The following is a 14079-nucleotide window of genomic DNA, read 5'->3' as shown; positions in this document are numbered from 1 at the left end:
CGTTGCACTTTTATTTTTAAATTTCTTACCGCTAAATAAATTGGTATTACTATCATATTCTAGTAACTTTGCATATTAAATTTCATTTATGAAAACAGTACTGCATACCGCAAATTCACGTGGCCATGCCAATCACGGTTGGCTAAACGCCTATCATAGTTTTAGTTTTGCCAGTTGGTTTCACCCCGATAGAATTCAATTTGGAATGTTACGCGTTCTGAATGACGACACCATCGCTGCTGGAATGGGCTTTGGAACGCATCCGCACGATAATATGGAGATTATAACCATCCCGTTAGAAGGCGATTTAGCCCATAAAGACAGTATGGGAAATGCTTCAACGATCAAAAGTGGTGACATCCAAGTCATGAGCGCTGGCACCGGCATACAACACAGTGAATTCAATCCGAATGCTGATCAACATACAAAATTGTTCCAAATTTGGTTGTTCCCAAAATACAGAAATGTGGAACCACGATACCAACAAATAAAGCTAGATCCGAGCTTACAAAAAAACAATTTTGACCAAATTTTATCCCCCAATCCAGACGATTCGGGTGTTTGGATTCACCAAGATGCTTGGTTTTATTTGAGCAATTTTGAAGCAGATTTTACCAAAAAGTTATCCCTTAAAAAAGAAGGTAATGGTTTTTACATCATGACTATTGAAGGGGTAATTGAAGTGAATGGTCAAAAATTAGAAACAAGAGATGCGCTAGGTATTTGGGAAACCTCAGAAATTGAGATCAAAGCAATTTCTAATGCTAAGTTTCTAATAATGGAAATCCCTATGGAACAGTAAATAGTATTCAACAATCAGTTTTTAGTGTTCGGTTAAAAAAATTGTTATTTTTGCCATTCAAGAACAACATGAAACATTAAACTTGAAATAAACTTATGAAAGCATACATATTTCCAGGTCAAGGGGCACAATTTCCAGGAATGGGTAAAGATTTATATGAAACTTCTGATGTGGCAAAAGCACTATTCGAAAGTGCAAACGATATTTTAGGATTCCGAATTACAGACATCATGTTTGAAGGAACCGCCGAAGAACTTAAAGAAACCAAAGTTACGCAACCCGCCGTGTTTTTACACTCGGTAATCTTAGCAAAAGTATTAAACGTAAAGCCAGATATGGTAGCCGGGCATTCATTAGGTGAATTTTCTGCATTAGTAGTCAATGGTGCACTTTCATTTGAAGACGGATTAAAATTGGTCTATCAAAGAGCTATGGCCATGCAAAAAGCCTGTGAGATTGCGCCCTCTACAATGGCGGCAGTTTTGAATTTGGAAGATAAAATAGTGGAAGACATCTGTGATTCGATTGATGGCGTGGTTGTGGCAGCTAATTACAACTGTCCGGGTCAATTGGTGATTTCAGGTGAATATAAAGCGGTAGAAATTGCCTGCGAAAAAATGAAAGAAGCGGGTGCTAAACGTGCCTTAATTTTACCCGTTGGGGGAGCATTTCATTCGCCCATGATGGAGCCTGCTAGAGCAGAATTGGCTGCGGCTATAGAAGCAACAGCTTTTTCAACACCTTCATGTCCTGTTTACCAAAACGTAACAGCAAATGCCGTTACTAATCCAGCGGATATTCAGAAAAATTTAATTTCACAATTAACCGGTGCTGTAAAATGGACCCAATCGGTACAACAAATGATAACGGATGGAGCTACTAGTTTTACGGAAGTTGGTCCTGGAAAAGTTTTGGTGGGATTGGTCAATAAAATTGATAAAGAAGTGGCAACCTTTTCTGCATAAATTTACCCTTTGAGGTGCTACTTTGGCATCTCTTTTGCAATACGTTCTTTAAAAACTAAATCATATTATGAAAAAAATTATCGCACTATTTGCAATAGCCTCAATAGGTTTTGCTTGTAAAAAAGAAACAAAAGAAAAAGTAAAAGAAGCCTCTGAAGCAGTTTCTTCCGATGTGAAAGTAGCCATCGATTCGGCTAAGCTTAAAGCAAAAGAAGTGATTGATTCATCAAAAGTTGGTGAGAAAGCCAAAAATTTAGTTATAAAAGGAGCCGAAAAAGTAGAAGAAGGAGCAAAAAAGCTAAAAGAATCCGCAAAAAAATAAACCGAAATCCTCATGAAAATAACATGAGGATTTTTTTATGAAAAAAAGGCACAATATTGTATCTTGCCACCTTTAAAAAGTGCATATTAATTTATTATTATACCATGAAAATTGTAAGAATACTACTTATTTTAGTTGTTTTACCAGCCTTTGCACAACAAGGTGGTATGTGGATTCCTAGCTTATTAAAAGGCCCCAATGAAACGGAAATGAAAGCCTTGGGAATGAAAATTAGTGCCGATGATATTTATTCGGTCAATACTTCTAGCTTAAAAGACGCAGTTCCCCATTTTGATGGCGGATGTACTGCAGAAATGATTTCGCCAAAAGGACTTTTGTTAACCAATCACCACTGTGGTTATGATAACATTCAAAGTCATTCTACGGTTGAGCATGATTATTTAACTGATGGGTTTTGGGCCTATAAAATGTCTGAAGAACTACCAAACAAAGATCTTACAGTAACCTTTATTATTAAAATTGAAGATGTCACTTCAAAAATATTTGAAGGGGTAAACAATCTTTCTACTGAAGTTGAAAAACAAAAGAAAATCCAACTAAATATTGCAGCAGTAGGCAAAAGCTTCCCAAAAGAAGCTTGGCAAGAAGCTATGATCCGCGCTTTTTATGACGGTAATCAATACCTGTTATTTGTTACCGAAACATTTAAAGATGTACGTTTGGTGGGTGCCCCACCAAGTTCGATTGGAAAATTTGGATCGGATACTGACAACTGGGTTTGGCCTCGCCATACAGGAGATTTTTCATTGTTTAGAATTTATGCCGACAAAAACAATCGCCCGGCAGACTATTCCATTGACAACGTTCCATACCAACCGAAACACTTTTTCCCGATTTCAGCAAAAGGCATTCAAGAGAATGATTTTACAATGGTAATGGGTTATCCAGGCAGAACACAAGAATATTTACCCTCATTTGCAGTGGAACAAATAGTTAATGATTTAAATCCTGCAAAAATTGAAATTCGCGATGCCGCTTTAAAAGTTCAAGACGGATTCATGAGAAAAGACAATGCTATTAAAATTCAGTATGCTTCTAAGTATGCGGGAGTTGCAAACTATTGGAAAAAATGGATTGGTGAAACAAAAGGGTTGAAAAAATCAAATGCCGTTGCCCTTAAAAAAGAATTTGAAAAGAAATTTCAAGAACGAATCATGAAAGCAGGCAAGCAAGCCGAATACGGAAGTGTTTTAGCCGATTTTGAGAAAAACTATACAGAAATAAGACCCTTTGCAATTGCAAAAGATTACTTTACGGAAGTTGTTTTGAGAAATTCTGAAATATTATCATTTGGATACCGTTTGTATCAATTAGAACAAGTTTACAATTCCAGAGGAGAACAAGCATTTACCGATAGAAAAAACAATCTAATTGCTGGATTTGAGGGTTTATATAAAGATTATAGTGCTCAAGTAGACGAAAAAGTTTTTGAACAGTTGATTGATTTATACACCTCAAAATCACCAAAACAATTTTTACCAGAAAGTTTAAACAACGTAAATGCTTCATCACTAACAACAGGTATTTTTGGTGTTTCAAAACTCACCAACTATGACGGCTTGAAAAATATCCTAAGTGGAGACGCTAAATCGGTTGTAGAAAAATTAAATCAAGATCCTGCGTATAAATTAGTAAAATTAATTGCCGATAGTTATCAAAAAAATGTAGCTCCTAAATTTGACGAAATCAATTTAAAGAATATCGCATTGCAAAGAACCTACATGAAAGGAATTATGGAATTCTTCCCTAACGATAGAATTTTCCCAGATGCCAATAGCACGCTACGTGTAACTTATGGTCAAGTTAAAGGCTACAAACCGAGCGATGCCGTTGTTTATGAACCAGTAAGTTATTTAGACGGTGTTATTGAAAAATACATACCCGGTGATTATGAGTTTGACGTTCCAAAAAAATTAATCGATTTGTATAACGCAAAAGAATACGGAAAATATGCTGATAAAAATGGTAAAATGCCCTTGGCATTTATTGCTACGAATCATACCACAGGTGGTAACTCTGGAAGTCCAGCTCTCGATGCCAATGGAAATTTAATCGGATTGAATTTTGACCGCGTTTGGGAAGGGACCATGAGTGACATTTATTATAGTCCTGAAATCTGCAGAAACATCATGGTAGATGCACGTTACATTCTTTTCATCATTGATAAATTTGCTCATGCAAATAATTTAATTGAAGAGCTAACTATTGTGTATCCCAAGTCCAAAAAATCGAAATAATTACACTAATTAGTGTACGTAAATAATTTGGCATAACCTTTGAAAGAATAAATTTTGGAATTCAAAGAAAAAAAATGAAAAAAATTGTCTAAAAATATTTTGACATGTTAAAAAATTTATATCTTTGCTCCGAATTAATAATTAACCTTTATAATTTAGTAAGATGAAAAAAGTTGTATTAAGTTTAGCATTCGTTGCTGCTATGTTCGTTTCTTGTAAAGAAAATGCTGCTGAAACTACAGAAACTGTAGATTCAACTGCTGTTGAAGCTCCTGCTGTTGAAGAAGCACCTGCTGCTGATTCTACTGCTGTTGATAGCGCTGCTGCACCTGCTGCTGCACCTGCTGCTGAAGCTGCACCTGCTAAGTAATTTATTGCTACAGAAAAAATTAAGCTCCACTAGGTGGGGCTTTTTTTATACTATATTCAAAACAGAATAGAACACATCTATCCAAAAATGTAATTTTAACCTTTTATACTTAAAAAATGAAAAAAGTTGTATTAAGTTTAGCATTCGTTGCTACTATGTTCGTTTCTTGTAAAGAAGCTGCTGAAAATACTGAAGCTGCTGTAGATTCTACTGCTGTTGAAACTCCGGCTGTAGATTCTACTGCTGTTGCTACTGATTCTATTGAAACTACTGCTAAACCGACTGAAAATGAGGAAAGCAATTTAGAAGATGAGATCATGAAAAAGGAAGCAGAACATGAAGAATCAGAAAATTAATTAGCTACTAGTTATAAAAAAGCCCTGCTTCGCAGGGCTTTTTTATACTAAGGTGTTCCAAAAATATCATCCCCAGATGAAAAATCTAAAAATTCAGCTTTATCGGCATATTTTATAATTTCATCAATTCCTTTTTGTAGTAATAATTGGGTAGTATATCTTCTACTTACAGCTAGCTCGTGTTTATCCAAAATCAAGCGAAAAAAAAACTTGCCCCCTGACGATTTAAAACGCATGAATACACAACGTTCAATTGCATTTTTTAGCAGTACTATTTGTTCTTCACATTCAAAACGCAATTCAAAATCATTACTAGTAAAAATGGTTTTTCCTTTTCGCGATACAAACTCATACTTATATGGTCCGCTCGCACGTTGTGTAATGACAAATGTGCCCATAAAATAAGAAATAAATTGAATAATTTTGTTCTTTTAAAGAAAACGAATATAACAAAAAAAGCTCCAAACATAGTTTGAAGCTTTTTGTACTCAAGGCGGGACTTGAACCCGCACGGGCATTACTACCCACTGGATTTTAAGTCCAGCGTGTCTACCAATTCCACCACTCGAGCAAATATTTTTGGTAGTAGAGCGAAAAACGGGGTTCGAACCCGCGACCTCGACCTTGGCAAGGTCGCGCTCTACCAACTGAGCTATTTTCGCGTTTCGTTTCGTTAATTAAAAAAGAACGTTGCATTCTTGTTTCATAATGCGAGTGCAAATATAGTACATATTTTCATTCTTGCAAGTACTTTTGAAATAAAAATAAAATCTTTTTTATAACCTTTTGATAGCGAATATTTTATTCCAATAAATTATTTTTTAACCAACATTCGCTTGATTTCATTCAATTTCATCAAGGCTTCAACAGGTGTTAAGGTATTAATATCGATATTCAAGATTTCTTCTTTTATCTCCTCTAATAATGGGTCGTCCAAATTAAAAAAACTCAATTGTAACTCATCATTTGCTGTTTTAATTCCCGACAACTCTTCGCTAGAATGTCGCTTCTCTAATTGCTTCAATAGCTTTTGTGCTCTCTGAATCACAATTTGGGGCATTCCCGCCATTTTTGCAACATGAATTCCAAAACTATGCGCACTTCCCCCTTTTACTAATTTTCGTAAAAACAAAACCGTATCTTTCAATTCCTTTACCGAAACATTGTAATTTCGTATGCGATCAAACGTCACTTCCATTTCGTTCAATTCGTGATAATGAGTTGCAAATAGCGTTTTAGGTCTGTTTGGATGTTCGTGCAAATATTCTGAAATCGCCCAAGCAATCGAAATACCGTCATAGGTTGATGTCCCTCTTCCAATCTCATCCAACAAAACCAAACTTCGTTCCGAAATATTATTCAAGATAGAAGCAGTTTCATTCATTTCTACCATAAAAGTAGATTCGCCCATCGAAATATTATCGCTAGCACCAACTCTGGTAAAGATTTTGTCCACCAAACCCATTCTCACGCTTTCTGCCGGTACAAAACTGCCCATTTGCGCCATCAAAACAATCAAAGCGGTTTGACGTAAAATAGCTGATTTACCCGACATGTTTGGCCCCGTAATCATGATGATTTGTTGTGACTCGCAATCCAAATACACATCATTTGAAATATAAGGAATACCTACAGGTAATTGTTTTTCAATGACAGGATGGCGGCCTTCTTTGATTTCCAAATCAAAACTGTCATCTATAGTTGGGCAAACGTACTTATTATCTATGGCTAATTGTGTAAACGAGGTCAAACAATCCAATTGGGCCACCAAATTAGCATTCAATTGAACATGCTTTATATAAGTTGCGATCCAATGTACCAATTGCTCAAACAACTGACTTTCTAGTTGATGTATTTTTTCTTCGGCTCCTAAAATTTTTGATTCGTATTCTTTAAGTTCCTCCGTAATATAACGCTCTGCATTAACTAGGGTTTGCTTGCGAATCCAAGCTGCTGGAACTTTATCTTTATGCGTATTTCGAACTTCGATATAATACCCAAAAACATTATTGAACGACACCTTCAACGAAGGAATTCCAGAAGCAGCACTTTCGCGTTGTTCTAATTCTTCTAAATAGCCTTTCCCTGTTGATGAAATGGCACGTAATTCATCCAATTCTGCATGAACGCCCACTGCAATTGCATTTCCTTTATTTACACTAACCGGCGCCTCTTCTTGAAGCGTAGTTTTAATTTTTTCGCGCAACAATTCGCAAGCATGCAAACTATCACCAATAATTCTCAAGGCTTCATTATCACTGGCCAAAGCCAATGTTTTAATCGGAACAATAGCATCCAACGAATCTTTCAAAAAATTTACTTCTCTGGGCGAAATTTTACCCGTTGCAACTTTTGAAATCAAACGTTCCAAATCGGAAATCTGCTTGATTTGAAATTGAATTTGTTGTAATACTTCAAGATTAGCCTTAAAATATGAAATCACTTCATGACGCCCTCTAATTTTTGTGCTATCTTTTAATGGAAGTGCCAACCAGCGTTTCAACAACCTAGCACCCATTGGCGAAAGCGTTTTGTCAATTACATCTAAAAGTGTAACAGCATTGGGATTGTAACTGTGGTATAATTCTAAATTTCGAATGGTAAATTTATCCATCCAAACATAGGCATCCTCAGCAATGCGTTGGATATTGGTAATGTGTTGGATTTTGTTGTGTTGCGTTTCCGACAAATAATATAAGATTGCTCCAGAGGCAATAATACCCTCTGATAATTCTTCAACGCCAAATCCTTTTAGTGAATTGGTTTGAAAATGTTTGGTCAAACTTTCTATGGCAAAATCTTCTTTATATACCCAATCTTCCAAAAAGAACGTATGAAAATCAGTACCGAATGATGCATTGAATTGGTTCTTAAATTGCTTTGGAATTAATATTTCGCTCGGTCGAAAATTTTGCAACAATTTGTCAATGTATTCTTCATTGCCTTGTGATACTAAAAATTCGCCAGTAGAAACATCCAAAAAAGAAACGCCCAGTTGCTTTTTCCCGAAATGAATGGCCGCTAAAAAATTATTTGATTTTGATTGCAACACTTCGTCATTCATTGACACTCCCGGAGTAACCAATTCGGTCACCCCTCGCTTAACAATCGTTTTAGTCATTTTTGGATCTTCTAATTGATCGCAAATTGCTACTCGAAGTCCCGCTTTTACTAACTTGGGTAAATACGTATTTATAGAATGATGCGGAAATCCGGCTAAAGCCGTTTCATTTTCAGAACCCGCACCTCTTTTGGTTAAAGTAATACCAAGAATTTGTGAAGCGCGCACAGCATCTTCCCCAAAGGTTTCATAAAAATCGCCCACACGAAACAACAAACACGCATCGGGATATTTGTTTTTTATCTCGTTGTATTGTTTCATTAAAGGCGTTTCCTTAGGTGTTTTATCAGAAACTGTTGCAGATTTTTTAGCCACGATTTTGAAAATTATAGTGCATTTGCGAAGGTAAGAAAATCAAGAACAATTTCAAGGGCAAGAACAATTTTTAAGTTTAAAAAAATTATACGCAAAGAGGCAACGTTTTTTCTCAAAGTTCACATAGACTAATAGAATTTCGGTATAATCAAATATATTAAAAATTGATACCTCGACTAATTGCCAAATTGCCGCTTAATATCTATTTTTGTGCCATGAGAAAATTAGCCAACGCCGAATTAGATCGCAAAAACATCAACGAGTTTAAAGAAGCTCAAAAAACGCCTATTATCATTGTCTTAGATGATATTAGAAGTTTACACAATATTGGTTCGGTTTTTAGAACTTCGGATGCCTTTTTGATTGAAAAAATTTATTTGTGTGGCATTACGGCAACTCCTCCCAACAAAGAAATACATAAAACAGCACTTGGCGCTACTGAAACGGTTGCTTGGGAATATGCAAATAATGTGCTGGATATTATACAACTATTGAAGTCGGAAAAAATAAAAGTATTTGCAATAGAACAAACCGAAAATGCTGTGATGCTGGATAATTTTCAACCTGAAACCCATTCAAAACATGCCTTAATTTTTGGCAATGAAGTAAAAGGTGTATCACAAGAAGCCATAAACTTAAGCGATGGTGTCATTGAAATACCGCAATTGGGGAGCAAACATTCGTTGAATATTTCGGTTAGCGCCGGGATTGTAATTTGGGATTTATTTCAGAAAATTACTGCGTCTAACTAATACTTTCGTATTATCTTTGTACTATGCAATTGATTCAAAAGTTTCTTATACTATTTCTTTTCTTTTCAAGTGTCTTGTTCGGGCAAAATGTTGCCCCAGTTTTACAAGCTACTGGAAATCAAATATACTGCCCACAAACATCACTTCCAATCGTAACCGATATGTCGATTACAGATCCGGATGATGTGGGCATTAGTGCCATGTATATCCAAATTTCTTCGGGCTATGTTTTTGGACAAGACGTGTTGACATTAACAGGGGTGCATCCGAGTATTTCTGCTTCTTGGAATACGATTGAAGGAAAATTAACATTAAATGGTGTCAGCGGAAACCCCACTTATGTTTCGTTTATTGCCGCTATTGAAGCGGTTGTGTTTTCTACTACAAACCCATCTCCTAGTGGTCAGCGTGTTTTTTCTATTACGGTAGGACAAGCAAATTATTTGGCGTCAACCGACCATTATTACGAATTTGTACCCAATATTGGTATTGACTGGAATGCTGCAAAAAATGCAGCTGCAGCTTCAACTTATTATGGATTACAAGGCTATTTAGCCACAATAACTATAATGGATGAAGTCCAAATTTCTGGAGTCCAAGCCTCAGGAGCTGGTTGGATTGGGGGTACCGACTCAGAGACAGAAGGGGTATGGAAATGGGTAACAGGACCAGAATTAGGAACTGTTTTCTGGAACGGTACAGTTTCAGGGAGCTCCCCAAATTTTGCCTTTTGGAACACTAATGAACCGAACAACTTAGGAGAAGAAGATTATGCACACGTTACAGCCCCAGGTGTTGGACAACCTGGCTCTTGGAACGATTTAACTGCAAATGGAGCTTCGAGTGGCGCCTATCAACCAAAAGGATACATAGTAGAATATGGTGGGATGCCTGGTGACCCAGTGTTACAGATTTCAACGACTTCTACAATAACAATTCCGCAAATTACCGGAACAACAAATGCCACACGTTGTGGTAGTGGTAGTGTTATCTTACAAGCAACAGCCAATATTGGAACTGTCAATTGGTATACTAGTCCAACAGGGGGAACGCCTGTGTTTTCAGGAAATTCATTTACTACTCCGGACTTGTCCACCACAACCAATTACTATGTAGATGCAATGCCAATTGGTTGCACAACAACCAACAGAACTATGGTAACCGCCACCATAAATGCTTTACCTGTAACCCAATTCATTACACCTACTACCGTTTGTCAAAATACCAGTACTACACTAACGGTTTCTACTACTGCTGGTGTCATAAATTGGTACGATTCAGCAACTAGCACAACACCAATTACTACCGGTACTACATTTACAACTCCAAATTTATCAGTAACCACCACGTATTATTTTGAAGCGTTTAACAACAATTGTACTTCAGCTAGAACTCCCATTACTGTTCAAGTAAGCATAGCTCCTGTTGTCCAAGATGAATTTATTGGGATTTGTGAAAACACTGGAGTAACAATTCATGCAGGCATAAACAATGCCACTTATTTATGGTCAACTGGTGCCACAACACAAACGATTATTATTTGGAACGCCGGAAATTATAGTGTTACCATTACGAATAGTTTTGGTTGTAGTGCTACAAAAAATTTCACGGCTACACTGTATCCACTTCCAAGAATTGATACCGTTTTGGTTGAAAATGATCAAATTACCATTATTCCACTGAATTCAGGGGATTTTGAATATTCGATTGACGGGGTTACCTATTTTTCATCACCACAATTTACCATAACTGAAGGAGGTATGTATACAGCTTATATTAGAGAAATTCATGATTGTGGTTATCGAAGTAAAGATTTTGTGGTAGTTTCTACACCACGCTATTTTACCCCAAATAACGATGGCGTAAATGATTTTTGGTCGGTAAAAGGTACACAATATTATCCAAAAGCGACTACCGTTATTTTTGATCGACATGGGCAATTAATTATCACTTTAACACAAAATAACCACGTGTGGGATGGAACGTTTCATAATGAAAAATTACCCTCAACTGATTATTGGTTTATTGCTGAAATACCCGAAACCCAACAAATAATTAAAGGGCATTTTTCGTTAATTCGATAACGTTGCTTGTTGAATTTTTTCTAACAAGAAGACATAATCGGCTTGCTTTTTCACAAAATCCAATTCTGAAACATCAATAATGAGTACATTCAAATCGGTTTGGGTTTTGATATAATCCAAATAGCCTTGATTGATTTTCTCTAAATATTCAGCGGGAATTTCTTGTTCATAGGAACGCCCACGCTTTTTGATATTTTGCAATAAACGCGTTGTATTTTGATATAAGTACACGTACAAATCGGGTTTTGGCATTTCTTTATGAATGATATCAAACATCGTTTTGTACAATCGAAATTCATCTTCTTGCAGCGTAACCTTTGCAAAAATCAACGATTTAAAAATATGATAATCGGCCACCACAAAATCTTTGAACAAATCAAATTGAGCCAAATCATCCGATAATTGTTGGTATCGATCCGCTAAAAAAGACATTTCTAAAGGAAAAGCATACCGACTTTGATCTTTGTAAAACTTGGGTAAAAAAGGATTGTCGGCAAATCGTTCCAACACTAATTTAGCATTACAATCCTCAGCTAATTTGGATGCCAAAGTAGTTTTACCCGCACCAATATTTCCTTCAATAGCAATATAATTAAAGGGCTGTAAGGCCAATTTTTCAATGGGCGAATCTAGCGTATGTACTGCTTGAATAACACTCGTGTCTTCGGTTTCAGCAACCAATTGAACAATTGATTTCTTAAGAACGGGATGGACCCAATTCCTGTCTAAATCCAATAGCGGTTGCAAAACAAACATTCGCTTTTGCAACAACGGATGTGGAATTTGCAAGGTTTCCGTAGCCACAACATCTTCATCAAAAGTAAGAATATCAATATCGATAGGACGTGGTTGGTATTCTGCAACTTGATTTCGCACCCTCCCTAATTTTTTCTCAACTTTTAAAAGCTGATTCAGCAATTTTTGTGGGGATTTTGAGGTGTGTAGCAACAACACACAATTGTAAAAAGGTTCACTTTCAAAACCCCAAGCGGGGGTTTCGTATATTTTTGAAACCTTTACCACGACTGCTACTTCGTTATGAATCAAATCAATACATGATTCAATCAGGGCTAAACGATTGCCTTGATTACTTCCGAGAGATACCATTACTTGATGTTGCTTCATAGTGGCAAAATAACAAACATTTTTAGACTTATAATTTACCTTTTCCGTTTTTTTATGAACATGTAACAATTTTATCCCTTTTACTACTTATACGATATAATTAAAACAGCAACATGAAATTTTTAGGAAATGTATTGGCCACTGTTATTGGGCTATTTGTATTTTGTATGTTATTTTTCTTCGGAATCATTATTATTGGTGCGATTGCAGGTGGAAATGATGATGCAATTACAGTAGAAGAAAATACGGTAATTGAATTGGATCTTTCAAAAGTTACCCTTGATTATGCAGGAAAAACAAGCTATAAAGACTTCAACTATTTTGAAGCCGATCACGATGGGGTTACCGACATTCTTAATGCAATTGAAGTGGCTAAAAAAGATGATAAAATCAAAGGAATTTCAATAGTAAACCTTCAATCGCAATTGGGCATGGCCCAAATGAAATCGGTTAGAGATAAATTAGACGAATTTAAAAAGACAGGCAAATTTGTCTATGCCTATGGAAATAATTATACCCAAGGTTCCTATTATTTGAATTCCGTTGCCGATCAAATCTATTTAAATCCTGTGGGAACCATAGACTTTAAAGGGTTGTCAGCAGAAATTTTATACCTAAAAGATCTGCAAGAAAAATCTGGGGTAAAATTTGAAGTCATTCGCCACGGCAAATACAAAAGTGCTGTTGAACCCTTCTTAGCGCAAGAAATGAGTCCGGAAAACAGAGAACAAATGACCGTTCTATTGAACTCGATATGGGATGCACTACTAAAAGATATTGCAAAAAGTAGAAAATTATCTGAATTACAACTGAATGCAATTGCAACTTCCCTAGATGCCAGAACTCCTGAATTGGCTTTGGCCAATAAAATGATTGATAAAATAGCTTATGAAGATGAATACCACAACGCCATTCGTACCCAGTTAAAAGTAAGTGAAAAAGAAAAATACAACACCGTAAGCATCACAGAATACGCAAAAACAGCTGCTTTAACCGTCGATGATTATACGAAAGAAGATATCATTGCGGTAATTTATGCTCAGGGCGAAATCTTAAGCGGGGAAGGCGATGTCAACATTATCGGCGAGGGGTCTATCAAACGCTCGTTGGAAGAAGCACGAAATAACGACGATGTTAAAGCTATTGTATTGCGGGTGGATAGTCCGGGTGGTAATGCCCTAACTTCAGAATTAATTTGGAGAGAAATTGAAATTACCAAAAAGACAAAACCAGTAATAGTATCTATGGGGAATTATGCAGCCTCGGGTGGGTATTACATTGCCGCAAATGCCGATCGCATTTTTGCAGAAAACAACACCATCACCGGATCAATAGGTGTTTTTGGGATGCTTCCCAATATGAGCCAATTGGGTAAAAATATTGGCATCAATGCCGAGCAAGTAAAAACCCATGAAAATGCATCTGGGTATAGTATTTTTGAACCTATGGATGAAAAGTACAAAGAATATGCCTTAGAAAGCATTGAGAAAACCTACACTACATTTTTACAACGGGTAGCTTCCGGAAGAAAAATGACTCTTGCACAAGTAGATGCTATTGGACAAGGTAGGGTTTGGACCGGAACAGCTGCAAAAAAATTGGGCTTAGT

At 36.4% G+C, this 14079-nt stretch carries 12 protein-coding genes and 2 tRNA genes; 9 read left to right on the top strand and 5 right to left on the bottom strand.

Features of this window, described 5'->3' with window-relative positions:
* Positions 1–88: 88 nt before the first annotated feature.
* From ACIQ6Z_RS01615 to ACIQ6Z_RS01590, 6 genes are all read left to right on the top strand, one after another.
* The gene (locus ACIQ6Z_RS01615) at positions 89–802 is read left to right on the top strand and encodes a pirin family protein (protein WP_396209192.1); all 714 of its coding nucleotides are present in this window, start codon (positions 89–91) and stop codon (positions 800–802) included.
* A gap of 95 nt (positions 803–897) precedes the next feature.
* Positions 898–1767 (top strand): ACP S-malonyltransferase, encoded by an 870-nt coding sequence (fabD, locus tag ACIQ6Z_RS01610; RefSeq protein WP_396209191.1) that lies wholly within the window; start codon positions 898–900, stop codon positions 1765–1767.
* 67 nt (positions 1768–1834) lie between these two features.
* Positions 1835–2089, top strand: a complete 255-nt coding sequence (locus ACIQ6Z_RS01605) for a hypothetical protein (protein WP_396209190.1) — start codon at positions 1835–1837, stop codon at positions 2087–2089.
* 104 nt (positions 2090–2193) lie between these two features.
* Entirely contained in the window at positions 2194–4347 is a 2154-nt protein-coding gene (locus ACIQ6Z_RS01600; RefSeq protein ID WP_396209189.1) for a S46 family peptidase, read from the top strand.
* Between the two features lie 163 nt (positions 4348–4510).
* Positions 4511–4717 carry a hypothetical protein gene (locus tag ACIQ6Z_RS01595; RefSeq protein WP_396209188.1) on the top strand — a complete coding sequence of 69 codons (207 nt, stop codon included), beginning with the start codon at positions 4511–4513 and terminating at the stop codon, positions 4715–4717.
* A 155-nt stretch (positions 4718–4872) separates the two neighbouring features.
* A complete protein-coding gene (locus tag ACIQ6Z_RS01590) occupies positions 4873–5073 on the top strand; it encodes a hypothetical protein (RefSeq protein ID WP_396209187.1) in 201 nt (66 codons plus the stop codon).
* A gap of 47 nt (positions 5074–5120) precedes the next feature.
* Here ACIQ6Z_RS01590 and ACIQ6Z_RS01585 read toward each other — a convergent pair whose 3' ends face one another.
* From ACIQ6Z_RS01585 to mutS, 4 genes are all read right to left on the bottom strand, one after another.
* A complete protein-coding gene (locus ACIQ6Z_RS01585) occupies positions 5121–5471 on the bottom strand; it encodes a DUF1508 domain-containing protein (protein ID WP_396209186.1) in 351 nt (116 codons plus the stop codon).
* An 87-nt stretch (positions 5472–5558) separates the two neighbouring features.
* A tRNA-Leu gene (locus ACIQ6Z_RS01580) sits at positions 5559–5644 on the bottom strand.
* 18 nt (positions 5645–5662) lie between these two features.
* Positions 5663–5735: transfer RNA gene (locus ACIQ6Z_RS01575), tRNA-Gly, on the bottom strand.
* Between the two features lie 152 nt (positions 5736–5887).
* Positions 5888–8455 (bottom strand): DNA mismatch repair protein MutS, encoded by a 2568-nt coding sequence (gene mutS / locus ACIQ6Z_RS01570; protein WP_396209217.1) that lies wholly within the window; start codon positions 8453–8455, stop codon positions 5888–5890.
* Between the two features lie 269 nt (positions 8456–8724).
* On the opposite strand from mutS, the gene ACIQ6Z_RS01565 reads away from it, so the two are divergent.
* Both ACIQ6Z_RS01565 and ACIQ6Z_RS01560 read left to right on the top strand, forming a co-directional pair.
* Positions 8725–9261, top strand: coding sequence for an RNA methyltransferase (locus ACIQ6Z_RS01565; protein ID WP_396209185.1), 537 nt, complete (start codon positions 8725–8727; stop codon positions 9259–9261).
* A 23-nt stretch (positions 9262–9284) separates the two neighbouring features.
* Entirely contained in the window at positions 9285–11345 is a 2061-nt protein-coding gene (locus tag ACIQ6Z_RS01560) for a T9SS type B sorting domain-containing protein (RefSeq protein WP_396209184.1), read from the top strand.
* On the opposite strand, the gene folK is transcribed toward ACIQ6Z_RS01560, so the two are convergent.
* A complete protein-coding gene (folK, locus tag ACIQ6Z_RS01555) occupies positions 11334–12470 on the bottom strand; it encodes a 2-amino-4-hydroxy-6-hydroxymethyldihydropteridine diphosphokinase (RefSeq protein ID WP_396209183.1) in 1137 nt (378 codons plus the stop codon). The genes ACIQ6Z_RS01560 and folK overlap by 12 nt on opposite strands.
* A 113-nt stretch (positions 12471–12583) precedes the next feature.
* On the opposite strand from folK, the gene sppA reads away from it, so the two are divergent.
* Positions 12584–14079: signal peptide peptidase SppA (gene sppA / locus ACIQ6Z_RS01550; RefSeq protein WP_396209182.1), on the top strand; the 1496-nt coding region annotated here is incomplete at its 3' end.

It is taken from the genome of Flavobacterium sp., from assembly GCF_044376915.1.
In the GTDB taxonomy this organism is placed as follows: Bacteria; Bacteroidota; Bacteroidia; order Flavobacteriales; family Flavobacteriaceae; genus Flavobacterium.
This window is presented reverse-complemented; position numbering and strand designations above follow the sequence as displayed.

Coding starts and splice junctions, on each gene's coding strand:
- ACIQ6Z_RS01615 (WP_396209192.1), top strand. CDS start 89: ATGAAAACAGTACTGCATACCGCAAATTCACGTGGCCATGCCAATCAC.
- fabD (WP_396209191.1), top strand. CDS start 898: ATGAAAGCATACATATTTCCAGGTCAAGGGGCACAATTTCCAGGAATG.
- ACIQ6Z_RS01605 (WP_396209190.1), top strand. CDS start 1,835: ATGAAAAAAATTATCGCACTATTTGCAATAGCCTCAATAGGTTTTGCT.
- ACIQ6Z_RS01600 (WP_396209189.1), top strand. CDS start 2,194: ATGAAAATTGTAAGAATACTACTTATTTTAGTTGTTTTACCAGCCTTT.
- ACIQ6Z_RS01595 (WP_396209188.1), top strand. CDS start 4,511: ATGAAAAAAGTTGTATTAAGTTTAGCATTCGTTGCTGCTATGTTCGTT.
- ACIQ6Z_RS01590 (WP_396209187.1), top strand. CDS start 4,873: ATGTTCGTTTCTTGTAAAGAAGCTGCTGAAAATACTGAAGCTGCTGTA.
- ACIQ6Z_RS01585 (WP_396209186.1), bottom strand. CDS start 5,471: ATGGGCACATTTGTCATTACACAACGTGCGAGCGGACCATATAAGTAT.
- mutS (WP_396209217.1), bottom strand. CDS start 8,455: ATGAAACAATACAACGAGATAAAAAACAAATATCCCGATGCGTGTTTG.
- ACIQ6Z_RS01565 (WP_396209185.1), top strand. CDS start 8,725: ATGAGAAAATTAGCCAACGCCGAATTAGATCGCAAAAACATCAACGAG.
- ACIQ6Z_RS01560 (WP_396209184.1), top strand. CDS start 9,285: ATGCAATTGATTCAAAAGTTTCTTATACTATTTCTTTTCTTTTCAAGT.
- folK (WP_396209183.1), bottom strand. CDS start 12,470: ATGAAGCAACATCAAGTAATGGTATCTCTCGGAAGTAATCAAGGCAAT.